Source organism: Actinoplanes xinjiangensis (assembly GCF_003148685.1).
Classification (GTDB): Bacteria; Actinomycetota; Actinomycetes; order Mycobacteriales; family Micromonosporaceae; genus Actinoplanes; species Actinoplanes xinjiangensis.
In genome coordinates this window covers 276878-300231 of the sequence record NZ_QGGR01000011.1, presented here as the reverse complement: position 1 = coordinate 300231, position 23354 = coordinate 276878, and the positions used below count along the sequence as shown (strand labels likewise).

27 protein-coding genes and 1 riboswitch are annotated in these 23354 nt (G+C 70.3%); of the genes, 11 read left to right on the top strand and 16 right to left on the bottom strand.

Annotated features, from left to right (window positions below):
• The coding region (locus tag BC793_RS51570) for a transposase (RefSeq protein ID WP_249037390.1) at window positions 1-186 on the top strand (186 nt) is incomplete at its 5' end.
• A gap of 102 nt (window positions 187-288) precedes the next feature.
• Here the strand turns inward: BC793_RS51570 and BC793_RS25430 are convergent.
• The 5 genes from BC793_RS25430 to BC793_RS25415 all read right to left on the bottom strand — a co-directional run bounded on the left by BC793_RS25430 (window position 289) and on the right by BC793_RS25415 (window position 4695).
• A complete protein-coding gene (locus BC793_RS25430; RefSeq protein WP_109596410.1) occupies window positions 289-1230 on the bottom strand; it encodes a hypothetical protein in 942 nt (313 codons plus the stop codon).
• A gap of 161 nt (window positions 1231-1391) precedes the next feature.
• Window positions 1392-1541, bottom strand: a complete 150-nt coding sequence (locus BC793_RS49735; protein WP_158319359.1) for a hypothetical protein — start codon at window positions 1539-1541, stop codon at window positions 1392-1394.
• Between the two features lie 25 nt (window positions 1542-1566).
• Window positions 1567-2514, bottom strand: a complete 948-nt coding sequence (locus tag BC793_RS25425; RefSeq protein WP_203896370.1) for a tyrosine-type recombinase/integrase — start codon at window positions 2512-2514, stop codon at window positions 1567-1569.
• 907 nt (window positions 2515-3421) lie between these two features.
• Window positions 3422-3634 carry a hypothetical protein gene (locus BC793_RS25420; RefSeq protein ID WP_109596406.1) on the bottom strand — a complete coding sequence of 71 codons (213 nt, stop codon included), beginning with the start codon at window positions 3632-3634 and terminating at the stop codon, window positions 3422-3424.
• Window positions 3631-4695, bottom strand: a complete 1065-nt coding sequence (locus BC793_RS25415) for a hypothetical protein (protein ID WP_146246438.1) — start codon at window positions 4693-4695, stop codon at window positions 3631-3633. Before BC793_RS25415 ends, BC793_RS25420 begins: the two co-directional genes overlap by 4 nt.
• 125 nt (window positions 4696-4820) lie before the next feature.
• Between BC793_RS25415 and BC793_RS25410 the strand changes: the two genes are divergently transcribed.
• From BC793_RS25410 to BC793_RS25400, 3 genes are all read left to right on the top strand, one after another.
• Window positions 4821-8228: an NACHT domain-containing protein gene (locus BC793_RS25410; RefSeq protein ID WP_109596402.1), complete on the top strand. Its 3408-nt coding sequence runs from the start codon at window positions 4821-4823 to the stop codon at window positions 8226-8228.
• Window positions 8225-9232 carry a tyrosine-type recombinase/integrase gene (locus BC793_RS25405; protein ID WP_109596400.1) on the top strand — a complete coding sequence of 336 codons (1008 nt, stop codon included), beginning with the start codon at window positions 8225-8227 and terminating at the stop codon, window positions 9230-9232. Before BC793_RS25410 ends, BC793_RS25405 begins: the two co-directional genes overlap by 4 nt.
• Window positions 9233-9659: 427 nt before the next feature.
• Window positions 9660-10220 carry a hypothetical protein gene (locus BC793_RS25400; RefSeq protein WP_109596398.1) on the top strand — a complete coding sequence of 187 codons (561 nt, stop codon included), beginning with the start codon at window positions 9660-9662 and terminating at the stop codon, window positions 10218-10220.
• A 191-nt stretch (window positions 10221-10411) separates the two neighbouring features.
• On the opposite strand, the gene BC793_RS25395 is transcribed toward BC793_RS25400, so the two are convergent.
• Window positions 10412-10984: a hypothetical protein gene (locus tag BC793_RS25395; RefSeq protein WP_109596396.1), complete on the bottom strand. Its 573-nt coding sequence runs from the start codon at window positions 10982-10984 to the stop codon at window positions 10412-10414.
• 314 nt (window positions 10985-11298) lie between these two features.
• Between BC793_RS25395 and BC793_RS25390 the strand changes: the two genes are divergently transcribed.
• The 4 genes from BC793_RS25390 (at window position 11299) to BC793_RS25375 (ending at window position 13719) form a co-directional block, all read left to right on the top strand.
• Window positions 11299-11868, top strand: coding sequence for a GrpB family protein (locus tag BC793_RS25390; RefSeq protein WP_109596393.1), 570 nt, complete (start codon window positions 11299-11301; stop codon window positions 11866-11868).
• Between the two features lie 125 nt (window positions 11869-11993).
• Window positions 11994-12116 (top strand): hypothetical protein, encoded by a 123-nt coding sequence (locus tag BC793_RS52390; protein WP_275416254.1) that lies wholly within the window; start codon window positions 11994-11996, stop codon window positions 12114-12116.
• Window positions 12117-12217: 101 nt separating this feature from the next.
• Window positions 12218-12922, top strand: a complete 705-nt coding sequence (locus BC793_RS25380) for a VOC family protein (protein ID WP_109596480.1) — start codon at window positions 12218-12220, stop codon at window positions 12920-12922.
• An 86-nt stretch (window positions 12923-13008) separates the two neighbouring features.
• Window positions 13009-13719 carry a hypothetical protein gene (locus BC793_RS25375; protein ID WP_203896366.1) on the top strand — a complete coding sequence of 237 codons (711 nt, stop codon included), beginning with the start codon at window positions 13009-13011 and terminating at the stop codon, window positions 13717-13719.
• Between the two features lie 21 nt (window positions 13720-13740).
• Here the strand turns inward: BC793_RS25375 and BC793_RS25370 are convergent, their stop codons facing one another.
• Together BC793_RS25370 and BC793_RS25365 are read right to left on the bottom strand one after the other, a co-directional pair.
• Window positions 13741-14055, bottom strand: coding sequence for a DMT family transporter (locus BC793_RS25370; protein WP_109596391.1), 315 nt, complete (start codon window positions 14053-14055; stop codon window positions 13741-13743).
• A gap of 14 nt (window positions 14056-14069) precedes the next feature.
• Window positions 14070-14139, bottom strand: a riboswitch (guanidine-III (ykkC-III) riboswitch).
• Window positions 14140-14212: 73 nt separating this feature from the next.
• Window positions 14213-14749, bottom strand: coding sequence for a hypothetical protein (locus BC793_RS25365; RefSeq protein ID WP_109596389.1), 537 nt, complete (start codon window positions 14747-14749; stop codon window positions 14213-14215).
• A gap of 76 nt (window positions 14750-14825) precedes the next feature.
• Here BC793_RS25365 and BC793_RS25360 point away from each other — a divergent pair, with 76 nt between their 5' ends.
• The gene (locus BC793_RS25360) at window positions 14826-15401 is read left to right on the top strand and encodes a cadmium resistance transporter (RefSeq protein ID WP_239170318.1); all 576 of its coding nucleotides are present in this window, start codon (window positions 14826-14828) and stop codon (window positions 15399-15401) included.
• Between the two features lie 20 nt (window positions 15402-15421).
• Here BC793_RS25360 and BC793_RS25355 read toward each other — a convergent pair whose 3' ends face one another.
• Entirely contained in the window at window positions 15422-16042 is a 621-nt protein-coding gene (locus BC793_RS25355) for a phosphotransferase (protein WP_158319358.1), read from the bottom strand.
• Between the two features lie 39 nt (window positions 16043-16081).
• Here BC793_RS25355 and BC793_RS25350 point away from each other — a divergent pair, with 39 nt between their 5' ends.
• Window positions 16082-17032, top strand: coding sequence for a MarR family winged helix-turn-helix transcriptional regulator (locus BC793_RS25350; RefSeq protein ID WP_239170319.1), 951 nt, complete (start codon window positions 16082-16084; stop codon window positions 17030-17032).
• Here the strand turns inward: BC793_RS25350 and BC793_RS25345 are convergent.
• The 5 genes from BC793_RS25345 to BC793_RS25325 form a co-directional block, all read right to left on the bottom strand.
• Window positions 16923-17696, bottom strand: a complete 774-nt coding sequence (locus tag BC793_RS25345) for a lysophospholipid acyltransferase family protein (RefSeq protein WP_109596385.1) — start codon at window positions 17694-17696, stop codon at window positions 16923-16925. The genes BC793_RS25350 and BC793_RS25345 overlap by 110 nt on opposite strands.
• Before the next feature lie 97 nt (window positions 17697-17793).
• Window positions 17794-18435: a response regulator gene (locus tag BC793_RS25340; protein ID WP_109596383.1), complete on the bottom strand. Its 642-nt coding sequence runs from the start codon at window positions 18433-18435 to the stop codon at window positions 17794-17796.
• Window positions 18428-19591 carry a sensor histidine kinase gene (locus BC793_RS25335; RefSeq protein WP_109596381.1) on the bottom strand — a complete coding sequence of 388 codons (1164 nt, stop codon included), beginning with the start codon at window positions 19589-19591 and terminating at the stop codon, window positions 18428-18430. Before BC793_RS25335 ends, BC793_RS25340 begins: the two co-directional genes overlap by 8 nt.
• A 2-nt stretch (window positions 19592-19593) precedes the next feature.
• A complete protein-coding gene (locus tag BC793_RS25330) occupies window positions 19594-20289 on the bottom strand; it encodes an ABC transporter permease (protein ID WP_109596379.1) in 696 nt (231 codons plus the stop codon).
• On the bottom strand, window positions 20286-21206 hold the full coding sequence (locus tag BC793_RS25325; RefSeq protein WP_109596473.1) for an ABC transporter ATP-binding protein: 921 nt from the start codon (window positions 21204-21206) through the stop codon (window positions 20286-20288). Before BC793_RS25325 ends, BC793_RS25330 begins: the two co-directional genes overlap by 4 nt.
• A gap of 114 nt (window positions 21207-21320) precedes the next feature.
• Between BC793_RS25325 and BC793_RS25320 the strand changes: the two genes are divergently transcribed.
• The gene (locus BC793_RS25320; RefSeq protein ID WP_239170320.1) at window positions 21321-22154 is read left to right on the top strand and encodes a hypothetical protein; all 834 of its coding nucleotides are present in this window, start codon (window positions 21321-21323) and stop codon (window positions 22152-22154) included.
• Here BC793_RS25320 and BC793_RS25315 read toward each other — a convergent pair.
• Complete coding sequence (locus tag BC793_RS25315) at window positions 22119-22730, bottom strand: chloramphenicol phosphotransferase CPT family protein (RefSeq protein WP_158319357.1); 612 nt, start codon at window positions 22728-22730, stop codon at window positions 22119-22121. The two genes, BC793_RS25320 and BC793_RS25315, sit on opposite strands and share 36 nt — an antisense overlap.
• Window positions 22727-23350, bottom strand: coding sequence for a DUF998 domain-containing protein (locus BC793_RS25310; RefSeq protein WP_109596375.1), 624 nt, complete (start codon window positions 23348-23350; stop codon window positions 22727-22729). The genes BC793_RS25315 and BC793_RS25310 overlap by 4 nt, the downstream gene beginning before the upstream one ends.
• Between the last annotated feature and the right edge of the window lie 4 nt (window positions 23351-23354).

Below are 23354 nucleotides of genomic sequence, written 5' to 3'. Positions count from 1 at the left end.
GGCAAAGGGTTCCAGGTCCTACCCCGCCGCTGGGTCGTCGAACGTACCTTCGCCTGGCTCACCCGCCGACGCCGCTGCGCCCGCGACTACGAACGCCTACCCGAACACCACGAAACCATTATCTACTGGGCGGCAATCCTTCAGATGACCCGCCGCCACGCCCGTACCACAACCACCGCTATATAGATCAGAAACAGGCTCTATAACCGGCCCCGGAGCCCGCGAGCAGTCCCGGTACGCATCGGAACACGAGCGACCCGGCGCCGCGGCGACGCGGGGGAGCAGTCATCACCGCAGGGCGACACGCACAGAGCCCGACCGCCGCCACGCCACCACCAGCAACCCCGCCACCAGCACCGCCCCGAACACATCACTGACCACCATCAGCCACGGCTCCGCCGCCTCATACGGCGGAGCCAGAAACGCCCCCACCGCCGCCGACACCAACCCGGCGCCCCACACCGCCACCACATGCCGCCCCGACCGCGCCCACCGCACCGCCAGAACCACCACCAGCAGCAACGCCACCACCCGCAGACCCAGCCCCAGCCAACCCCCACCGAAGAACCAGGCACCCAACTCCACCACCAGCACCAGCACACCCAGAACCAGCGGACCCACCCGCGACACCGACTCCGGCCGCGCCGGGGGACAGGTCCACAACGCCGCAGCCACCAGACCCGCCGCGACCACCAGCACCGCCGCCACCTGCACCGACGACACCACCCGGCCCGAACCCGACCAATTCACCACACTGCCCAGCACATACAGCACCACCAGCCCCACCACACCCCGCCGCGACAACCACGGCACCCGCCGCACCGCCGGCGCCGAACACGCCTCCACCACCGCGATCGGCGCACACACACTCAGCCACACATGGTTACGCACCCACTCGAACAACTGCTCGGCACTGAACCCCAGACCCGGCACCCACGTCGCCTCGGCAGCCCGGTTCCACTCCGCGAACTCCGTCCCCGCAAGCGCCGCCCGATCGAACAGGCTCTGATCCACCAGCCCCGCCTGCACCACCCCGAACGCCGCCGCCAACAGCACCATCACCGGCCAGCCACCACCACGCCGCCGCGCCACCTCCCGGATCAGCACCGCGACACTGCCGTACAACGGCCCCAGGAACAACGCCACCAACGGATAGTCCACGACCGTGAAACCACCCCACACACACTCGGCGCACCACGTCGCCAGCACCCACAACGCCACCACCCGCATGCCGCCCAGCCTGCCCGCCCCCACCCGGGCGCCAACAGCTACCGAAGTCGACGAAAACGGTCCATCGGTATCGACCTCACCGATAGACCGAAGTCACCCCGCAACGACGACGGCCACTCCCACCGCAGGGGAGTGGCCGTCATCCGTACCCGGATCCGTACTCAATCGTCGTCGTCCTCGCCACCGTCGTCGTCATCGTCGCCCTGATCGCCACCCGGACAGCCCGACAACGTCGTCAACGTCGCCACACCCCCGGCCACCAGCAGCAACCGCCCGAACAGCGACCGCCGGTCGAACTTCTCTTCACTCATACCTGCGGATTCTGGCAGACCGGTGTCATCCCAGCTCACTCAACACCCGATTCGTCCGGTTCGCCTGAACCGCCGCACGCTGCTGCTCCGCCGTCACCTCGATATACGACTGCGACGTCGCCAACGACGCATGCCCCAACAACCGCATGATCTCCGACGCGTTCGCCCCGTCCTCCGCCAACCGCGTCGCGAACGTATGCCGCAACGCATGCAACTGCGCACCCCGCGGCACCCGGTCACCCACACCCGCCCGCCGGTAACACGACCGCACCAGATACTGCAGACCACCCCGCTGCAACGCCACCCCCCGCCGATCCACCAGCAGGGGAGCGGTCGCCGCCACCCGCCCGAACCGCACCCGCCGGCTGTCCAGATAACGCCCCACCGCCGCATCCAGCCCCGCCTCGATCGGCACCGTCCGCGGCCGCCCACCCTTACCGGCCACCTCCACCCGCCGCTCACCCGGACGCCCACTCACCGAACCCACCCGCAACGCCAACATCTCCGACAACCGCAACCCCGCACACAGCGCCAGCGCCAGCACCACCACATCCCGCTCCGGCCACGGATCACGCTGCGTGTCATCCTTCGTACTGACCGCCCGCAACAACAGCTCCGGCGTGTCCTCACCCCGCAACGGCTTCGGCACCAGCGCCGTCGCGCGCGGCTTGTCCACCGCCGACATCGGATTGCCCGGAATCACCTGCTCCGTGACCAGGAACGTGAAGAACGCATTCCACGACGACCAGGCCCGCGAGACGCTTGCGGGGGAGCGGGACGCCGCGAACCGGGCGAAGGCACCCCGCAGGACGCGAGGGGAGAGGTCACTCACCGTGAGCGGGGCGGGTTCGGCGAGCTGGACCACCAGATGCAGATCGCGACGGTACGCCGCCAGCGTGTGCACCGAGGGTTTCCGCGTGGCCCGCGCCGCCAGAAACTCGTCGATCAACTCAGGGATTGACACATGCTGCATAAGGCATATTATGCACGACTTTGAGACGTTCGCCCTGGTCCAAGCATGATCAATAACAGTCGTGCCCGTAATGAACTGCATGTCCGATTCACGCCGAGCCGCCACGCGCCGGCATCCGTCGCCGAAACCCGCCAGCCCGGTGGCCACGGCGTGCCCACCCTCAACCGGCAAACCTCACCGGCTCCCACCCAGGGGACACCCTTTCACCAGCGCCGTGATGGCTGGATCGAGGCCCACTGGGGCACGGGACGTCAGAGCCTCCACGAGCAGCCGCCCAACGACGCACCCGGATTCACGAGCCGTCGCTTGCGCAGATCCGCTGTGGCTCTTCACGCGCCTGACTCTCGCGACCGCCGCGCAGGGCACCGTTGAGTGACGGGCCACGACGCCGTGCAGCGACCGCCTCGGCGAACCTTCGTCAGTCCGGTTACTGCACGGCGGGGCGCTTCAGGGAAGGGCGGCCGGGACCCCTTCCCGAGTTAAGTTGACATAATGCCGATTATCGACCTGAGAAATATCAGCCGATCAGCGCCGTTCCCGGCGGCGCCACGGGGTCAGTAGTTCTCCAGGAACGATCCTGCGGGGAAATCGCGCCGGCAGCATTCCTGACAACCCGACCGCTACCGGTGGCCCTTCATGGCGCTGTCCACCTGACAGCGACCCGCCGCTGCGGATGGCCCCCGATGCGCCGATGTGGCCGGGCCAGGCTTGGAGGCGAACGCGTCATGCCTCGGATGCTGCACCACTCCCCCGCGCTGTTGCATGCAGCCGCCACTGCTCGAACAGCATGGCACGCAGGACCGTGTTGTCGCCGCCGTGCCGGTAACGCACCGATGGCTGCTGCGGGGATGAGGTCATCGTGTCCCGCCGTGATCGGAGGCCGGCGTGGCCGGGTGAGGGCCGGCCATCAGTTGCCCGCTGCCCGCATGAAGTGCGCGAGTGCGAGGAGCAGTGCCAGTGAGCCACCGAAGGCGGTCCCGCCGGCGACCACCGACAGCGGGATGTTCGTGCCACCGGCGAAGGCGAGTATTCCGGCGGCGGTTCCGGTGACGGTGGCAGCGAGTACGAATACGGCCAGCCACAGCGGCCGGGTCGAGGCGGGCGGCGCCGTGGGGGTCATGCGGTCGGGCCTTTCGGTGCGGCGCCGCGTCGCGCCGGGTCGGACAGTACGGTGAGCAGTTCGGTGTAGCGGGCTTCAGCGGCCTCGGCGCGCGCGTCAGCGGCCGCAACCGTGACCCGGGCGTCGTTGAGGCGGGTGTTGAGGGCGGTGTTCTCCTCGCGCAGCGCGGCGACGACCGTGTCGAGTTTCTTCTCCCGCTCGGCGCTCGTGCGCTGTTGGTCGGTCATGTCGGTGTTGCGCTGGGTCAGGTCTTTGATTCGCTGGGTCAGCATCCGGCGGTCGTTGTCGGCGGCCTGTACCTGGTTGCGCAGCTTGGCGATCTCGGACTCGGCCTGTTCGGCCTGCTTGCGGAGCAGGGTGGCCTCGGCGATCGCTTTCACGCTGCGCAGCTCGGCGGCCCGCTGGTTGCTCTCCGCGGTCCGTTGCGCGGCCACCGCCTGGCCGTGTTGGCGTTCCACCGCGGCCAGGCGGTGGGTGGCTGCGGCGACCTGATTCTCCGCGTCCGCGCGGACTTCGAGCATCCGGGCCTCCACCTGTTCGGCCTGGGCCTGGGCGGCGGCCGCCGCGCCCGCCGCGCGGGCCTCCTCCGCGCGGGCGGCCTGCGCGACGCGGTCAGCCTCGGCGGCCCGCTCCAGGGCCTCGGCCACCTGACGTTCGGCTTCGCCGATGCGGGTCAGCGCGCCGGACCGGACCTCGCCGACCGTTGTCAGGACCGCGTTGAGGTGCTCAGCGAGCGGGCGGGCGGCGCTCAGGAGCCGGTCGGTGGTCGCGGTGTACTCGTCCAGGACGGCGTCCAGGCCGGCGGCGCGGATACCCTCGCGTTCGGTGGCGGCCAGTTGCCGGCACGTCTTGTTGCCGGGCCAGCGTCGGTCCGGGCAGTACTCCGGTGGCCGGCCCTTGCCGTCATAGGTCAGCTCGTTGCCGCACTGGGAGTAGCCGCATCGCCGAACAGGGAACGCCGGGATGATGTCGGCAGTTGGGACGCTGCCGGGCGGGAAGGTGATCTGCACGCCGCGGCGGCCCGCGGACACGGAAGCGCCTGTGGGCGCGTCAGGATTCACGCGCCACACCGTATCGCACACGCGTGCGCATTCTTTTCTGAGTAACTCCAACGAGTATCAGGGGTTTCGTAACCACGAACAACCTGCGCTCGAATGCGTAAGATAATGACCCTTATACTCCAGGTGTGACGAAAGCGAAGGCGAGCAGCAACGCGATGCGCACGGACCGCGGCGGTGTCGGCAACGAACTAGGCAGCGTGCACCGTAAAGGCCTCGCGGCGTTCCTGGCGGCACATGGACTTGCCGGCCGCAGGATCGCGCTCGGCGACGCCACCACGTTCGTGCCGCAGCGGCTGGCGTTCGAGACAGGCGATTACACCGACGACATCACCTGCACCGCCAGCACCGGCGCCCGGATGTTCATCTCCGCGAAGCACGCCACCGGCAACGACGAGAAAAACCTCGGCAAAACTGTGCAGGGCTGGGTCGACCAGGAGACCCAGCTACTCCCTGGCGATGTTCTCGCGTTGGCGGTCAACCGGTTCGACAGCAAGGAGGTCGAACAGCTGCCGGCCGCGGTGAAAGGTCACCGCGGCTCGCCGGGCACACCCCTGCTCGTGAACACCGCCAAGGCGCTCACCGCGCTGAAGAACAAGATCGCGAAGAAATCCGGTGACACTGCTGTCCAGCGCCGGGTACTCGACGCCGCCTTCGTGCTGCAGGTGAAGGTGATGGGGCCGGGTGACGATGGTTGGGAGCTGGCGGCCGCCCTGTTGGAAACCGGCGTCGTGGCTCCCGGGCACGGCCTTGCCGCCGTGGGCGCCCTGGCGGAGGCTTTCCACACTCAGGCGAGTCTGGCTAACGCCAGCGACCTCGGCGGTTGGATCGACATCCTGCGCGAGGCCAAGATTCCCCTGGTCGCCACACCTGGAACACCGGGATCGGAGGAATACGCCCGGCAGATCGCTCTGGAGGCGTACCAGGACATCCTCGCCGCCGCAGCCGATCAGATCAGCTTGGGCCTACTGGGCGAAGAGGATCTACGGGTGCTGACGGTCCCGCAACTCGCCGACGGGCTGCGGGTTGCCATCCCGCCGCAAGGAAACCGGCGGGCCAAACCCGCTGCGCTGCTGGCAATCGCGCGCCGCTGGCCCCGGCTGCTGCTGACCGCACTCCCGGGAATGGGTAAGACGACCGCGCTGGAACAGATCGCGGCTCACTGGTCCGCCGACGATGCCGCTCCGACACCGGTCCTGGTGGAGCTGCCAAAGCTGCTAGGACGGTGCGCACACTCCCGCGACGTCACTCTGAGCGTGCTGTGCGAGGTGGCCGCGAGCATCACTCCCGCCGAGCAGCGCTCCGCTGCGGCGGCGGCGCTGGAGAGGGCCTGCCGCGATGGGCATGCCGTTCTCCTGCTCGACGGCTTCGACGAGTGCGGCCGGCTGCGCCCGGTCCTCGCCGATGGCCTCGTCGAGGTGCTCGCCCGGCTGCCGGACGACGTCGGTGTCCTGCTGGCGACGCGGGCCATCGGTGTCGAGGCCAGCAGACGGCTCGGTCTGATCGCGGTCGAGCTGACGACTCCCCGTAACCTAGGTGAGGCGTTGCATCGGCTGCTGGAGCACATCGCTCAGATCAGGGACATCGCGTCGCAGTACCAGCCCGCCTGGGTCGCCACCCGGGCCGAACGGCTGCGGATCGCCCGCCGCGACCATCCCGACATCATCAAGGTCCCACTGCTGGCCACCCTGATGACGATCGTCGCCGCGAACTCCACCGACGTCGGCACCACGCTGGAACAGGGACGGGCACATCTCCTGCTGACCGCCGTTCGGGACAGCGTGCTGCAGTGGGAGGACAACCGGCCGAAGACCGACGCCGGGCACGCCCAACAGCCCGATCCGGATCAACTACTGGATGGCTTCGCTGCCCTCGGGCGCCTCCTGGCCCCGGGCGCGCCGGTTCCCGGGACCGCCGCGACAGCCGAGATCACGAGCATGCTGGCGTCGCGGTGGGGCGTTCGCGCGCCGGCCGCGGCAACCGCCTTGGCTGGGCACATCTTGCGGTTCTGGGACCAGAACGTCGGCGTTTTCGTCACAGCGGCGGACGGCACCATCGCCGCACGCAGCCGGGTCTTCGCCGAGATCGGCGCGGCCATGGCCATCGCCTGGCTCACCGCCGACGAGCTGACCGCGTGGGTAGACGGCGCCGTCGCGGACGCCGACCAGCATGTCGCGCTGATTCTGGCCGGCGAGGCGGACCCACGGGTAATCGGCGTTCTTCTCACCGCCGACCGCAGCACCGAAGCCTCGGCGCTGATCGCGGCGACGATCGTGCGGCACGGCGCCGCCGCCGACCACGGCGCACTCAGCACACTGATCGATCGGCTCGCCCCGGCAGCTGCCGGGGTGACCTCCGCCGGTAGTGCATCGCAGCAGATCACGGACCCGGACACCGGAGGGCCCGCCGACGCCTGGACCTATGCACGGCAGATCGCGGGCCTGCGCGTGCCGGCCGCGCTGCGCGACCACCGCACTGTGACTACGAACTGGCTGACCGTCACTGCGGAGCAGCAGACCGTGGCCGCCGCATTGATCGCACTGGCCGATGCCGCAGCCGACGGCGCCCACCTCAACTCGCACCAGGCACAGTCGGTGCGTAGCGCACTTCTCCTGCCGCTGGCTCCCGAACTGCCCGGCACCGCATCGCCGGAGCCGCTGCCCGGGCACATCCAGGTCGGTATCGACGCGGTCGCTCACCTGCACGAACTCGGCACGGACCTGATCACGCCCATCGTCGAGCTCACCGGACGCGGGACCCTCGGCATGGCGGAGGAGGTCGAGGAAGCGCTGATCAGCCACGGCCACCAGCCTCGGCAGTTCCGCAGCATGCAGGCACTCGGTGAGCAGATCGCCGCGTCGTTCAAGCCCTACCACGTCGACCAGTTCCCGACTGCGGAGCTGACGTTGCTGCAGAACGCCGCCGCCCTCGCCGACACCGACGGCCGTGGACTGACCGCGAACCAGCGGTGGCGACTGCCGCAACTGTGCACCTTATTCACGCTCATCGACTTCGCTGGCGCGACCGTGGGCGGCTTGGGATCGGCTCTGGCCGAGACACCGGACAGCGTCCGTACCGGATGGCTTCGGGTGACGGCAACTGTTGCCGGACTCGATCCCGGTGTTGTGGCCGCCGAAGCGAAGGCGGCGATCGCCGAACGCGGCGAACACAGCAATCCGGGCGTCCGACGGCTGCTCACCGCCGCACCACTTGGCCCCACACCCGTCGGCGCAGCACACGAATTCGACTTCCAAGACCGAGCTGATGCCCTGGCCGCGCTGGTCAGCGCCTCGTCCTGGATCGCGAGGTCGCTGTGCCGGATTCTGATCCCTCTGCGCGACGGCCTCTTGAGCGACCAGATCGCAGAGCAGATAGAGACCGGGCAACTCACCGCCGCCCGCCGGACTCTGTTGGCCTACGTTGCCTGCCGGCTCAGCCGCGAACCCGAGACGACGGCACGCCGCCTGCTCACCAGCGATGATCCAGCCCTCCACACGGGTGTGCAGCAGTATCGCACCGAGAAGGTGCCGGCATGACGCGCGACGCCGCTACCGGCGGCGAACTCGTCGTAGCTGAGCCAGCCTGGGCGCCGACGGTAGTGGTTCCGGCACCGACCCGACTCGCGGAACTGACCACCATGTGGCTGAGCCGGCAGCGGTCCGTGCACACTCGCACCGCGTACCGGCGGGACCTGTGGCAGTGGGGTGAGTGGTGCGCGGCCACCGGCCGCAACCCGCTGACCGCCCGCCCGGCCGACCTCGATGCGTGGATCGTCGAGCAACGCGCCACCGGCGCCCGCGGCAAGCCCGCCGCCGAATCCACCATCGCGCGCCGGCTGTCCGCCGTAGCGTCCTGGTACGAGTACCTGGTCGTCAACACCGCCGCCGACCCGGAACCGCTGATCCGGTACAACCCGGCGCAAGCCGCCGCCCGGCCCCGGGTCGATCCGGACGAGAGCACCACCGTCGGCCTCGACCGCCCGGAAGCCGACCGACTGCTCGCCGAGGCCCGCGCGGATTCGCTGACCAGCTACGCGCTGCTCCTGCTGCTACTGGTCGCCGGGTTGCGGGTCGGCTCGGTAATCAGCGCGCTGATCGAGGACCTCGGCAGCGACCGCGGCCACCGGGTACTGAACCTGACGGTCAAGGGCGGCCGCCGCCGGCGGGTTCCGCTGCCACCGATCCTCGCCCACGCCATCGACGAGATGCTCTCCGAGCGCGGCAGCCCGGCCGAGGGGCCGCTGTTCCTGACGCCGTCCGGCCTGAGGATCTACGAGCTGTACGTGTACCGGCTGATTCGCCGGTTGGCTCGCCGCGCTGGGCTCGCGTCGGCCGATGCTCTGAGCCCGCATTCACTTCGGCACACCGCGATCACCGAGATCCTCGACGCCACCGGCGGCGACCTGCGCCGGGCCCAGGACTTCGCCGGGCACGCCGACCCGCGCACCACCCGCCGCTACGACCGGCGCCGCGACCAGCTCGACAATCACGGCGCCTACCTGCTCGCAGGCCGGTTCGGGGATCCCGACGCCAAGGCGTGACGGCCGACCGCTGTCCTGCGCCAGCCGTAGCCGAGGGTCAGCCCTCGACGGGGAAGGCCCGGGCCTGCTCGCCGATGACCTGCCTGGTGCCCCGCACAGCCTGATACGGCGGGGCTCATAGAATGTCCTGGTGAGCGGAAAGATCCGGGCGTTTGACAGAAACCTCATTCGCTCCGGCGGGCTACGGGCTGCGCGGGTTCGCGAGATTGAGCCCTTCTGCTGGTTCTGTCCTGTGACCAGCGGAAAAAGAACCAAGGAACACATTTTTCCGCAGTGGCTCCTGCGGAGCTACGGGGCACAGAAAGAAATGGTTCACCCGCATAGGATCAGTTTGCCTTTAGGTGGAGCGGTGGTATCCGAGCGGGGTCCTCGCCCGCTGTCGAGTCACGTAAACGGGCAGGTCTGCGCCACATGTAACAACGGGTGGATGAGCAGCCTCGACGCCGGCGCCCAGCGGGTTCTGCTGGGCTCGACGAGTACCGGTGTTATTGCGGCCGACACCGCGGAGGTCTTGGCCCGCTGGCTGATCAAGGTGGTGGTGAACCTCAACGTGACCCAGCCTTATCGGCTCCTCGTCCCCGAGGAGGACCGGCATGGGCTGGCATATGGGATTCCCGCATCATTCGCCGTGGATCTGTTCCGGGTACGGCAGCAGAACGGCCTCGTGGATTGGGTCCAAGGCTTCTGTGGCGGCTTGGTGATGCCCATCGGGATGAGTATCGAGACACAGACCTCGATCGCGGAGCGCACGTTGGTGACCCATGTCCGGATCGCCGATATCGTCGCAGTGGTGGTCCGTCTGCCCTACCCGATGACCGTGGGCCATCTGCCGCCCGCCGACGAGATTCCTCGCCTCTGGCCGCTGACGGCAACGCCCTTGGCGTGGCAGGCCCTTCCGGTTCACGACCGCTACGACAGCACAATGCGAGTGCTCCGCTACACGGCACCGCCGTCAGTTTTCGGCGAAGGCATCTACCGATCGTTCTGACCGTTCTGCCGAGCGCGGTAGCCCGCCGAAGGGCCGCTGTTCCGGACGCTGTCCGGCCTGAGGATCTACGAGCTGTACGTGTACCGACCGATCCGACGCCTGCCCGCCGCGCCGGCCTGACCGCGACGATCTCATTGAGCCCGCATTCGCTGCGGCACACCGCGATCACCGATCCTCGACGCCACCGGCGGTCACATGTGCCAGCCCCAGGACTTCGCCGGGCACGCCGACCCGCGCTGGCCCGCAGGGCCTGGACGGCCGTCGATGAACGGCGCGATCCTGGCTAGGCTGGTGGTGCCGCTGACCGGGTGCAGGAGGCCGATGGCCTGTTCGCTGCCGCGGTAGGTGTCGAGGAAGCCGGCGGCGCGGGCCGCGTACCGTCCGGCGGTGGCTGTCACGTCTAGGCCGCTGGTGAGGTCGCCGATCAGCCGGTCGCCGTGGGGGGCGGGGATGCGGACCGGGCCGTGATGGCGTGTCGGATCGGTGTGGGCGTGTCGTCGTGTCACGGCGCCGAGTACCACTTCGGCGCGCCGGATCCGTAGGTGTGCGGCCGGTAGTTCGTCGGGGCCGGTGGCCGGGCCGGATGCGGCCAGGAGTGCGTGGAGCAGCATGTATCGGGGGTGTACGGCCGCGCCGGCGACGGCGGGGATCAGGCGTGCGGCGTTGGCGAGGGTGGCGGCTTCGACGCCGAGCGGTTGATTTCCGGTGTCGGCGGCCAGTGGTGTGCGTTCTGACCAGGCCGGCCCCGCGAGTATCGCCGCCACCGGATCAGCGTAGGTCCGGCCGGCGGGTGGCCGGGCGGCTTTCGTCGCGGTGCTTGTGGGGTGTCGGCCCGGGTCTTGCTGTGGCGGGCCGGTCGTTGAAGCGGCATTGGACCTTGCGCGTCTCCCCCGGCCCTGTTCGGCCGGGCGGGCACCTATGCGCGGAGCTCGGGGTCCGCGCCGCCGGTGGCCTTCGCCCTACCGGTCGTTCAGGGCACGGGCACGGAAAGTGGGGGGTGGCCGTTGTGGGTGGGCGTCTGGCTGGGGCTCTCCCCTATCTTTGCCGCGGCGGGTGCTCGTACCAGCGAGGGGGTTCGATGGTGTTTGTTTCGTTGCCTGATCCGGGGTGGGCGGGTCGTGGGGTGGCGTGGGTGCAGCGGTTGCGGGAGGTTCTGGGGCCGTTGGCGGTGCGGGTGGAGCACATCGGGAGTACGGCGGTGCCGGGGATGGCGGCGAAGCCGGTTCTGGATGTGCAGGTGAGTGTGGTGGATCTGGAGGTGGCGGCGGCTGTCTTCGATGGGGCGCTGGCGGGTTTGGGGTTTGTTCGGTTGCCGTATGAGCGTGACCATGTGCCGGCGGGGTGTGGTGATGTGCCGCAGTTGTGGGTGAAGCGGTTCTGGTGTCTGCGGGGGCCGGGTGTGGTGGAGCCGGTGAATCTGCATTGCCGGGTGGTGGGTTCGCCGAATGAGCGGTTGGCGTTGTTGTTCCGGGATTGGTTTCGGGCGCATCCGGGGGCGGTGCCGGCGTATGCGGCGTTCAAGGTGGCGTTGGCGGCGGCGGTGGCGGAGGACCTGGGCCGGTATACGGATGTGAAGGATCCGGTGGTGGATCTGGTGGCGGTGGTGGCTGAGCAGTGGGCGGCGGTGTCGGGTTGGTCGGTGGGGTGAGTTCGGCTCTCCCCCGCCACCTCACCTCTTGGCCATATCGCGGCGAGGCGGGTGCGGGGGCGGGTGGCCGTACTATCGCGGGTTCACGAATGTGGGGTTGCCGGAGCGGGCGATGGTCGGGCCTGGTGCTGGTCAGTGTCGCGGCCAAGGTGTGGAAGGCGAAGCGGGTCGAGGATCTGGAGCAGTTGTCGACCGAGCGGATCGCTGCGGCGTCGGGGGTGGCGTTTCAGAATGCGTTTGCGGTGTGACGGCGCGGTCGGTGCTGGTGGGTGACGTGTCCGGGTGGTGGGAGGCGTCGTTGCGTGCGGTGTGGTGCCCGGGTGAGGTGGCGGAAGGGGTGGGTGGGGTCGTGATCGTTCGGTGGGTGACGGGGTTTCTGGATTCGCCGTCGCGGGAGGCGGAGCCGTTCTGGGAGGCGGTGACGGGGTGGTCGTTGTCGTCGCGGCGGGCCGGGGGGCGGTTCGCGACGTTGGTGCCGGGGCGGGGGGATGCGTGTCTGCGGGTGCAGGTGGTCGGGGAGGGTCCGGCGCGGGCGCATCTGGATCTGCATGTCGATGACATCGGGGCCGCTGCGGAGCGGGTGATGGGGTTGGGGGCGGATGCGGTCGCCGATCTCGGGGATGTGCTGGTGTTGCGCTCGCCGGCGGGGATCGTGTTCTGCCTGGTGTCGTGGCAGGGCGAGCGGGTCCGGCCGGCCGGGGGCGACAGTGTGGTGGATCAGTTGTGTCTGGATGTTCCGGCGGCGGTGTATGAGCCGGAGGTGGAGTTCTGGTCGGCGGTGACGGGGTGGCCGGTGCGGGCGACTGATCTGCCGGAGTTCTCGTATCTGCAGCGGCCGGCGGGGATGGGGCTGCGGTTGTTGTTGCAGCGGGTCGGCGGTGCGGCGGCGGGGGTGCATGTGGATTTCGCGTGTACGGATGTGGATGCCGAGGTGGCGCGGCATGTGGGCTGCGGTGCCGAGGTGGTGCGGCGGGTGCCGGGTGATTGGACGACGTTGCGGGATCCGTTGGGGCGCGAGTATTGCGTGACCGGGCGTCGGCCGCTCTCGACATGATCACTTCGGTGTGGTGTGCGGTTGTTGTCGGTGGGTGCTGGTAGAAAGAACCCGCTCTCATACAGACGTACGAAGGTGGTGGGGTGATGACGGCGGCAGGCGTGCAGGCCAATGGGCTGACGGCGGACGAGTTGCAGCAGATCCGGGATGCTTTGGCGGCCGGGCGTAAGCCGCGGGTGCAGTTCACCGAGTCGGCGGGGCAGATCTCCGGGCAGGTCGGGCAGGTGGTTGCTCTGGAGGATCCGGCGGTCTCCGATGAGTGGGTGGTGGTGAAGTTCGGTCGGGACGAGCTGCCCTTCTCCCCCGGTGATCTGCGGATCGCTCCGAAGGGTCCGGTGCCGAAGAAGGTGGCGCCGGTGCCGGTGGAGCCGGTCGAGCCGGTGTTGTCGGGTCCGGAGTTTCTGATCGACAAGCCGGTGCCGGTGAAGCCGCCCGCTCCGCGCAGGAGTGAGGAGCAGCGTAAGAGTGAGGAGGAGGTGCCGGTGACGGCTCCGCGTAAGGCGGCTCGGCCGGTGAAGGCGAAGCCGGGGCCGAGTCTGACGGTGACGTTGGCCTACGGTGAGGGCGAGTGGACGATCGCGGCCAATCAGGGTGCCAAGGCGCTGGCGCGGCCCTATGTGATCCGTCCGGCTGAGGCGTTGCGGATGGTGTCGTTGGTCGACATGCCGGGTGTGCAGGAGGCGGTCGAGCAGATCATGGCGGCGGAGCGGGCGGAGGCCGAGCAGCAGGCGCAGCGGTTGCGGGCGGAGTTGGCCGAGGTGGAGGCCCGCCTGGCCGAGTTGGGCGAGGCGGGCTGACGTACCACCTGGGGGCCGGGCTCAGTGGAAGTATTTGAGCCCGGCGACGCCGGTGAGGACCAGGAGCAGGCAGATGATGCGGGGCAGGTTCGCCGGTTCGTTGAGGGCGATCATGCCGACCAGGGCGGTGCCGACCACGCCGATGCCGACCCAGACGGCGTATCCGGTGCCGACCGGGATGGTGCGCAGCGCGTAGCCGAGGCCGGCCATGCTCAGGAGCAGGGCGACGCCGAAGACGGCGGTCGGTACGGCGCGGGTGAAGCCTGTGCTGCGGTCCAGGGCGATCGCCCAGACGGTCTCGCACAGGCCGGAGAGGATCAGGACGAGCCAGGCCATGACGGATCACCTCGAAGGCGGTCGTCTTGTCAGGCCGGGTACGACACGCAACTCGTCCGGGGCGTCCGTGGTCACGGGCCGTTTTCGAGGGTAGCGGGCCGGTGGGGTGGGTGTGGGGTGGCCGGCGGTGGTGGTGGCCGGGAACACCCGGGCGGGTTCACGGGCAGATGATCCGCTTGTTCAGGGGGGCGAGTTGCCCGGCCGGGTTGGTCAGGTAGAGCCAGACGTGCAGGTCGTAGTGGACCGGCATGGGTGGGGCGCCGGCGGGGACCTCGTGGCCGGTCATCGGTCCGTCGAAGGGGTGGCCGAACAGGGTGGGCCGGTCGGTGGTGGTCTTGAGTTCGCCGTCGGCGTCGGCTTGGAAGTATTCGATGCCGACCAGGCGGATGCTGTCGTGCGGGCCGGGGACGTAGAGCAGCACTTCGGGCCGGACCGGGTCGATCGCGGTGTCGGCGGCCAGGCCCGGGTGGACGTAGTGCCAGCCCATGCCGGGGACGCACAGGTCGGTGGGCAGGTATCCGGCGGCCAGGGCCACGTCGACGTCTTTGAACCGGCGGGTGGCGTCGATGAGGACCTTGCGCTGGGCGGGGCTGAGTGTCGCCGGGGTGTGCGGGTCGGCGTGGGCGGGTCCGGTCACGGCGGTGGTGAGCGCGCAGGTCACGGCGAGTGCGGCGGGCAGGAAACGTGTGATCATGCGGCTCAGCGTGGGTCACCGGTGGTGGGGGCGTCCCGGTTTTCTGCGGTGTCCATCCCCTTGAGATCCTTCGGCGGTGGGCATCATCGGTCAGGCCGTCGTGTTGTTCGCGGTCACCAACATCGACGACATCGTGATCCTGGCGCTGTTCTTCGCGCGCGGTGCCGGGCGGCCGCACCTGGTGCGGGACGTCGCCGTGGGCCAGTATCTGGGGTTCGCCGGGATTCTGGCGGTGGCGTTGGCGGCCGCGTTGGGGGCGAGGTTGCTGCCGGCGGCGGTGCTGCCGTGGCTGGGGCTGCTCCCGGTCGTTCTGGGGTTGCGGGCGGGGTGGCAGGTGTGGCGGGCCCGCCACGACGACGACGGTGCCGGTGCCGGTGTGGAGTGGGCCGGGGTGCTGGGTCTGGCGGCGGTGACGTTCGCCAACGGCGGGGACAACATCGGGGTGTACGTGCCGGTGTTCGCCACCGCCGGGGCGGCCGGCATGAGCGGGTACGTGGTGGTGTTCCTGCTGCTGGTGGCGGTGTGGGTGGCGATGGGCCGGTTCTTGGCGACCCGGCCGGTGGTGGCGCGGGCGTTGAGCCGGTGGGGGCATGTGCTGCTGCCGGTGGTGCTGGTCGGGCTGGGTCTGCTGATCCTGTCCGAGGGCTGGTGAAGCGGCGGATGTGCGTACGGTCAGTGTTCGGTCCACCCGGCGGTGATTGTGATGTTGCGGTCCCAGTGGGCGGCGTCGGCCGGGTCGTTGCCGGGCCGGTCGCGGAGGGCGCGGCATCTGGCCAGGCAGGCGGCCTGCCGGGCGGGCCACGGGGGTGTGCTGCCGTAGGCGGTGAACAGGTGTGTCAGGGCCCCGGTGTCGTCGCGGTGGTGGCGGCGCACGATCCATTCCGTCCAGGCGAGGTCCTCGATGGTCTCGCCGGTGTGGGCCCACTCCCAGTCGACGATGGCGGTGACGGTGAAGGTGCCGGGGTCGAACAGCAGGTTGTTGGGCCCGAAGTCGCCGTGTACGAGTCCCGGTATCTGCTGTTGCAGGTGGCGCAGCATCCGTCCGCAGGAGTCCAGCACCGGCGCGGCGTGGCCGTTCTCGATCAGGTGTTGTCCGTGGGTGCCGGCGACGAGGGCGGTGCGCAGCATGGTGTCGTCGGCGTCCAGTAGCCGTGGCACGGGTAGGCGCCCGGCCAGGTCGGTGAGGGCTGCTCGTTCGGTGGCGCAGCGCAGCGCGGCCTGGGGGCCGAGGAACTGTTTGACCACGGTCGGCCCGTCGACGTAGGTGCGGTGGCTGTAGCCGGGCAGGTTCAATTGTCTGACTCCGCTCAGAGGACGTTCTAGCATCGGCTGGTGGAGGTCGAGCAGATAGCGCGGGTGCGCGATTTCAACCGCTATTACACCCAGCGGCTGGGGATGCTGACCGATCGGTTCCTCGGCCGGGAGCGGCCGTTCGGGCAGGCGCGGCTGCTGTTCGAGATCGGTGACGGTGGTCGGTTGTCGCAGCTGCGGGAGCGTCTGGATCTGGATCCGGGCTATCTGCACCGGCAGCTTCAGGATCTCGCCGATCAGGGTCTGGTGCACGTCGGTGACGAGGTCGCCGAGCTGACCCACGCCGGGCGGCGCGAACGCGCGGAGTTGGAGGCGCGCTCGAACGCCGGGATCGCCGCGTTGCTCGGGGAGCTGACCGCCGGGCAGCGGATGCGGTTGATCGGTGCGCAGGAGGAGATCCGGCGGGTGCTGCGGGCCGCCGCGGTGATCGTGGAGGCGGTGCCGGCGGCGTCGCCGGTGGCGCGGGGCTGTCTGGCGCGGTACGCCGCCGAGCTGGATGCGATGTTTCCGGAGGGCTTCGACGCGTCGACTCTGACCCGGCCGGAGGATGTGACGGGGGCGCAGTTGCTGGCCGTCGAGGAGGGGGTGCCGGTCGGGTGCGGGTTGTGGATCCGGCTCGGGCCGGGGGTCGCCGAGATCCGGCATCTGTGGGTGGCGCCGGAGGCGCGGGGGCTGGGTCTGGGCCGTAAGTTGCTGGGCCGGCTGGAGGTCGACGCCGCCAATCAGGGGATCACCACGGTGCGGCTGGGTACGCATCCGCTGCTGGCCGAGGCGCTGGCGTTGTATCGCGCGGCCGGTTACGACGACATCGGCGGGTACAGCGACATCCCGTACAACCAGTTGGCGTTCGAGAAGGTGCTGGTCACCGCTGGCGGGGGCGGACACGGGACAGGTCGTGCGGCCGGGACGCGTCGATCACCCGTGGCATCTGCATCTCGTCGCGGCGCAACGGTGTCAGGGTCTCGTCGATAGCGTCCATGATCAGGCGGGTGGCGTGCAGGGTCTGCGCGCCGGGGGTGCCGACGTGGGCGGGGCTCAGGTCGACCGGCTGGTCGGCGAAGCGGACCTGGACCACCGGGCGGGTCAGCAGGGCCCGCAGCAGGGCCCGGCCGGCTCGTTTCGGGGCCTGCCAGGGCAGGATCGCGTGGGTGCCCCACTGGGCGACCGGCAGGACGGGGGCCCCGGACATCTGCGCCATCCGTGCGGTGCCGGTCTTGCCGCGTTCCGGCCACATCCACGGGTCCAGGCCGATGCGGCCCTCCGGGTAGACCAGGACCGCCGAGTTCGCGGCGAGGGCTTTCGCGGCGGCCGGCAGTGCGTCGGCGACGTGGGCGGTGTTGCGGTCGACGCGGATGTGCCCGCAGTGCCGCATGATCGTCCCGATGACCGGTGTGCGGAACACGCCGCCGGTGGCCATGAACCGTGGCGCGATCCCGGCCCGGTGGCAGGCCGCCATGATGATGATCGGGTCGAACGGGCTCACATGATTGGTCGCCAGGATCACCGGACCGCCGGTGAGCTGCGCGGGCAGCCCGCCGTACACGCGGAGCCGGGCCAGCGTGAACACCAGGATCCGGGCGGCGGCGAGCAGGAACAGCCACAGTCGTGGCACCCGCCAGACAGGTGAGGTCTCCATGAGGTCTCGAATGATCGCATGCCGGCGCGACACCCGGTGCTCACCTGCGGTTTCCCGGCCGGTTGCGGGTCTGTGGCCGTGCGGGGGCCGGGGGCCGTCAGCGGCGGTCGAGGGTGAGCAGGCCCCGGCGGAACGCCTCGGCGACGGCCGCGGCCCGGTCGTTGACGCCGAGTTTGGTGTAGATGTGCAGCATGTGGCTTTTCACGGTGGCCTCGCTGATGAACAGTTTCGCGGCGGCCTCGCGGTTGGTGGCGCCGTCCGCGATGAGGGTCAGGACCTCCAGTTCCCGGGCGCTGAGCGCGTCGACCGGGGTGCGGACCTGACCGAGCAGCCGGGTGGCGACCGACGGCGACAGCACCGCCTCACCGCGGGCGGCGGTGCGGATGGCGTGCACGAGTTCGTCGCGGTCGGTGTCTTTGAGCAGGTATCCGGTGGCGCCGGCCTCGATGGCGGGCAGCACGTCACGGTCGGTGTCGTAGGTGGTCAGGACCAGGACGCGGGCGGTGACACCCACTCTGGCGAGTTCCTTGATCGCGGTGACGCCGTCCATGGCGGGCATCCGCAGGTCCATCAGGATCACGTCCGGGGCCAGGGCGCGGGCGAGGTCGACGGCCTGCGCGCCGTCGGCGGCCTCGCCCACGACCTCGAACCGGGGGTCGCCGTGGAACATCCCGCGGAGGCCGCCGCGGACGATGGGATGGTCGTCGACGATGAGCAGCCGGATCGGTGGGTCAGTCACGGGTCACCGCCGGGACGCTCGCCGAGATCGCGGTACCGGCGCCGGGCGCCGACTCGATCTCCAGGGTGCCGGCGAGGCGGTCCACGCGCCGGCGCATCGCGGTGAGGCCGAAGCCGCCTGCGTCGCCGGCGCGGGCGGGGTCGAATCCGGTGCCGTCGTCGCGTACGTCCAGGGTGGTGACGTCCTCCATGTACGACAGGGTGAGCCCGACCCGGGACGCGCCGGCGTGCCGGGCCGCGTTGGCCAGGGCCTCCTGCGCGGTACGCAGCAGCGTCTGCTCGATCTCCGGGTGCATGGGCCGGACCGTACCAGTCACGGTGAACTCGGCGGTCGTCTCGTTGCGGTCGCCCCATTCGGTGACGACTGCCCGCAGCGCCTGGTCCAGCGGTGTGGTCGCCAGGTGTCCCGGGCCGACCGCGTGTACCGAGCGGCGGGCCTCGGCGAGGCTGTCGCGGGCCAGCCGGATCGCGATGTCCACGTGCCGTTGCCAGTCCTCGCCGCGCCGGGCCGCCTGCAGCTGGGTGATGATGCCGGTCAGGCCCTGGCCGAGGGTGTCGTGGATCTCGGCCGCCATGCGCTGCCGCTCGTCCAGGACGCCCGCCTCGCGGGCCTGGACCAGCAGTTGGGCGTGCAGGCCGGCGTTCTCGCGCATGGTGGCCTGCAGCTGCTGCACCATGTGGGTGCGTTCGGCGTTGCGTTCCAGGGTGATCTCACCGAAGAAGCTGAACATCGCGACGCCGCCGACGATCGTCGCGGTGAAGAACAGGAACGTCAGGATGCCGGGCACGGTGGCCTCGGGTGGTCCGCCGCTGTAGGCGGTGACGCTGATCGCCGCGGTGGCGGCCACCCCGAGCAGGCGCCAGTGGCCGCGCAGGTACCACCACGAGTGCAGGTAGCCGACGAAACCGAAGAACGCCGCGAACCACGTTCCCTGGGTGCACAGCAGAGCGATCAGCGCGATCAGCCCGGCGACGTGGGCCGGGCCGCGTGGCACCAGCCGCAGCCAGCCGGCCGCGGCGGCGGCCATCGCGAGCATCGGCCAGGGCCGCTCCCCCGCCACCAGGCTCAGGGCGACGGAGACTGCCAGCAGCACGTACGGTGTGGCCGCCAGCTGCCGCTGTTGGAGCCGCTCCCACCGTTCCAGCCGGTCGGTCATGCTCACTCCCAGCGAAAGAACCTGGCCGCCACGGCGCTGATCGCGACAGCGTAGGCAACGAGGATCGCGAGCAGGACCGGGTTGGGTGTGGTGTCGGCCCACACCTGGTGCATGCTCTGCCGGAACGCGCCCAGCGGCGTGTATTCGCCGATGCGGGCCAGCAGGGGCGGCATCTGGCTGGTGGGCTGCATGAGCCCGGCGAGGTAGGCCATCGGGAAGTACAGCAGCACTCCGACGCCGTTGGCGGTGCGGCCGTTGCGGGCCAGCGCGGCGATGAGCAGGCCGACGGCGAACATGGCGGCGGTGCCGAGCAGCAGCGTCACCGCGACCGTACCGACGGCGGTGGGCAGGTGCGCGTCCAGGACGGTACCGGCGACGGCGATCAGCAGTGCGCAGGTGGTCAGTGCCAGCACCGACTGGAGGGCGACCTGGACGGCGAGCAGGTTCGCCGGGCGGACCGGTGTGGTCGACATCCGCCGCAGGATGCCCCGCTCGCGGTAGGTGGCCAGGGTCGTCGGCAGCAGGTACAGCCCGACCATTGCCACGGCGATGGCCACCGCCGTCGGCAGCAGGACGGTGTCGCCCGGTGGAATGGAACTGCCGAACACCACCAGGATGAACAGCGGGATCAGCAGCGCGAAGATCGCCCCGGGTTCCCTGGTCAGCAGTTTCACCTCGACGACGGCGAGTTTCGTCATGATCGTGACTCCTGTGGGTCGAGGGGCCGGCCGGTCAGGGCGACGAACGCGTCGTCGAGAGTGCGCTTGTCGATACGCAGGTCGCTGACCGGCATGTGGTGGCGGGCGAGTGCGGCGGTGACGGTGGTGGCGAAGTCGCCGCGGCCGGTCACGACGACGCGGTCCCCGGTCCGGGTCACCCTGCTCACTCCGGGCAGGGCGGCCAGGTCGGCGGGGTCACCGGCGGTGAGGGTGAACCGCATCGCGTGGTCGGCGTCGATCGCGTCGACGATGCCGGCCGGCGTGTCCAGCGCGACGATGCGGCCCCGGTCGACGATGGCGGCGCGGTCGCACAGTTCCTCGACCTCGTCCATGAAGTGGCTGACCAGGACCACGGTCACCCCGGTCGTGCGGATCTGCTCGATCAGGGCCCAGGTGGTGCGGCGGGCCTGCGGGTCCAGGCCGGTGGTCAGCTCGTCCAGGAACGCCACCCGCGGGTTGCCCACCAACGCCAGCGCGATGAACAGCCGCTGCTTCTGCCCACCGGACAGCTTGCCGAACCGGGTGTCGCGTCTGTCGTGCAGCCCGCATTGCTCCAGCAGCTGCCGCCAGTCGGCGGGTCGCGGGTAGAACGAGGCGTACAGGTCCAGCGCCTCCCACACCTTCAGGTTGTCCGGCAGCCGGGTGTCCTGCAGTTGCACGCCGACCTGCTCGCACAGGGTGCGCCGGTGTTCGGCCGGGTCGAGTCCGAGGACCCTGATCGTCCCGCCGTCGGGCCGGCGCAGGCCCTGCACGCATTCCACGGCGGTGGTCTTGCCGGCACCGTTGGGGCCGAGGATGCCGAAGATCTCGCCCTGCTCGACGGTGAACGACACCCCGTCCAGCACCGTCAGATCCCCGTACCGCTTGCGGAGGTCCGTGACCTCGATGACTGCCATGCCTTTCAGGATCCGGGTCCGGTGCCGCATCCGAATCGGTCCGCCGGCCACGCCGGGGCACGGATGCTGCTGACCCGGGAATCCGTCATCCGGCTGATGTGCGACGCTGCGTCGATGACTACCGCAACGCCGTACGACGATGACCGTGCCCGGTTCTCGCGCCGCGCCCTGGCCCGTCTGGTGCTCTGCGATCAGGCCCGCGGACTGTCCGATGCCGCGGCGGGTCTGGCGGTCACCCGCTACGACGAGTTCTGCGGCGCCGGCGGCCGGGTCAGTGAGGCCGCGGCGGTCGCCGGTCACGCGGACCGGCTCGTCACCGCCGCGGTGGTCTACGAACGTGAACGCGGTAGTTCCTGGGCTGACATCGGCCGGTACCTGCACCTGGGCGCTGCCGCGGCGCAGCAGCGTTTCGGTTCGGCCGTGCAGCAGTGGCGGTCGGCGTTCGACGTCCCCTACCGTCTCGACGAGCAGGGCCGTAAACGCGTCCCGCAGTTGCCCACCGCCGCCTACGATCCCGTTTCCGCGATCCGCCGTCTGGACCTGTGGGCCGACGTGCGTCTCGGGTTCGACGACCGGCACGCCGTCAGCGGGGGCCTGCAGCCGGACCCCGACGGCGAGGAGCAGGAGGAGGAGCAGGGGTGGCCGGAGACGGTGGGTACGGAGCTGGACGGGCGGATCCGGCTGGCGCAGCGGGGTGTCTTCCTGGATCTGCTGTCCGAGTACGCCCTGCACCGTCCCGCCGACCGGGCCCGTGACGTGGTGGCCCGGGCGATGCAGGGCGGCGGGGAGGGTGGGGGCGGCTGGTACACGTACACCATGGACGGGATCTTCGAGACGCTCGACGTCCGTCTGGCCGTCGACGGGGACCTGGTGTCGGTGGTGGTCGCCGGCGCGCACTCGCCGGTGCTGCGGTTACAGGTCGCCACGTTGCTGGACGCCTTCGCCTGAGCGCCGGCTGACGAGGGCGGCCACCCGGGCGGCGGCGGTCGCCGGGTCGGTGCCGGTGGTGTCGACGGTCAGGTCGTAGGTCATGCCGTGGTGGGCGTGCCGGGCCGACCAGCGGGCCAGTCCCGGCCGCCTGCCGCGGGCCTGTTCCCGGGCGGCGAGGGTGGTGTCGTCGCAGAACACGCCGACCCGCAGGGGCCGCCACGGGGCCAGCACGTGCAGCCAGTCGTCGCGGATCTCGCCGCTGAGCAGCATCTCGTCGACGATCACCGGGTTACCGGCGGTCAGCAGGGCGGCGACGGCCCGGTGGAAGCCGGCCATCATCCGCCGGCCGACGTCGCCGTAGGTGATGCGCAGCATCGGGTGGCCGTCGTCGTCGGGCAGCCGGTCGTAGGCGAACCCCCGGTCCCGGTACGGGCCTTGCGGGCCGCCCGCCCACCGGTCCGGGACCATCGCGAAGCAGGTGTCCAGGCCGAGCAGCATCATCGGTTCGGTGGTCAGGTCCTGCACCGCCCGGCCGAGGGTGGTCTTGCCCGCGCAGGAGGCCCCGTTGAGCAGCACCACCATCGGCGCTGTCACGCCGGGGCCGGGCGTCGGGTGCCGGCGGCGGTGACGGCCAGCCAGGCCACGTAGGTCCACAGAGTCACGCGTTCGATCAGGCCGATCAGGCTGTCCCATCCCCCGATGGTCAGCGACGGGCCGTCCTGCACGTCGAGGAACGCGGCCACCAGCAGCAGGTAGGTCAGGACGGTCAGGGCCGCGGTGACGGTCGCCGGGCGGGTGACCGGCTGCCGGGTGTGGGTGGCGGCTATTGCCGCGACGGGCAGGATGGTGAACGCGGCCGCTGCGGCCAGGCCGTGGATCATGCCGGCGACGGTCGGCGGCTGGTCCCACCGGCCGGGCGGATCGGCGGGGAACAGTGCCCCGGCCAGGACCGCGAGTGCCCAGATCCGCAGCAGCATGCGGGTGAGCGGGGTGGCGGTGGGGCGCAGCAGCCGGGTCAGTAGCGCGCCGGCGGCGGCCAGGCTGAGCAGTGCGGCGGGGATCAGCCAGCCGGCCCGGGCGTGCACGTAGTGGCTGACCATCGTCTCGACCGGGCTCCACCCGGGGTTGAGCAGATCGGCGGTGAGGGTGAGCAGCAGGTAGCCGCCGGCGGCGGCCAGGACCGGGATGCTGCGGCGGTCGATCGGGGCGGGCATCGTG

Excerpts from the sequence above, each read along its gene's own strand:
- BC793_RS25405 (WP_109596400.1), top strand. The coding sequence starts at position 8,225 with ATGACGCGCGACGCCGCTACCGGCGGCGAACTCGTCGTAGCTGAGCCA.
- BC793_RS25335 (WP_109596381.1), bottom strand. The coding sequence starts at position 19,591 with ATGACCGACCGGCTGGAACGGTGGGAGCGGCTCCAACAGCGGCAGCTG.
- BC793_RS25320 (WP_239170320.1), top strand. The coding sequence starts at position 21,321 with ATGACTACCGCAACGCCGTACGACGATGACCGTGCCCGGTTCTCGCGC.
- BC793_RS25390 (WP_109596393.1), top strand. The coding sequence starts at position 11,299 with ATGGTGTTTGTTTCGTTGCCTGATCCGGGGTGGGCGGGTCGTGGGGTG.
- BC793_RS25375 (WP_203896366.1), top strand. The coding sequence starts at position 13,009 with ATGACGGCGGCAGGCGTGCAGGCCAATGGGCTGACGGCGGACGAGTTG.
- BC793_RS25370 (WP_109596391.1), bottom strand. The coding sequence starts at position 14,055 with ATGGCCTGGCTCGTCCTGATCCTCTCCGGCCTGTGCGAGACCGTCTGG.
- BC793_RS25345 (WP_109596385.1), bottom strand. The coding sequence starts at position 17,696 with ATGGAGACCTCACCTGTCTGGCGGGTGCCACGACTGTGGCTGTTCCTG.
- BC793_RS25310 (WP_109596375.1), bottom strand. The coding sequence starts at position 23,350 with ATGCCCGCCCCGATCGACCGCCGCAGCATCCCGGTCCTGGCCGCCGCC.
- BC793_RS25425 (WP_203896370.1), bottom strand. The coding sequence starts at position 2,514 with ATGCAGCATGTGTCAATCCCTGAGTTGATCGACGAGTTTCTGGCGGCG.
- BC793_RS25430 (WP_109596410.1), bottom strand. The coding sequence starts at position 1,230 with ATGCGGGTGGTGGCGTTGTGGGTGCTGGCGACGTGGTGCGCCGAGTGT.
- BC793_RS25325 (WP_109596473.1), bottom strand. The coding sequence starts at position 21,206 with ATGGCAGTCATCGAGGTCACGGACCTCCGCAAGCGGTACGGGGATCTG.
- BC793_RS25330 (WP_109596379.1), bottom strand. The coding sequence starts at position 20,289 with ATGACGAAACTCGCCGTCGTCGAGGTGAAACTGCTGACCAGGGAACCC.
- BC793_RS25365 (WP_109596389.1), bottom strand. The coding sequence starts at position 14,749 with ATGATCACACGTTTCCTGCCCGCCGCACTCGCCGTGACCTGCGCGCTC.
- BC793_RS25420 (WP_109596406.1), bottom strand. The coding sequence starts at position 3,634 with ATGACCCCCACGGCGCCGCCCGCCTCGACCCGGCCGCTGTGGCTGGCC.
- BC793_RS25400 (WP_109596398.1), top strand. The coding sequence starts at position 9,660 with ATGAGCAGCCTCGACGCCGGCGCCCAGCGGGTTCTGCTGGGCTCGACG.
- BC793_RS49735 (WP_158319359.1), bottom strand. The coding sequence starts at position 1,541 with ATGAGTGAAGAGAAGTTCGACCGGCGGTCGCTGTTCGGGCGGTTGCTG.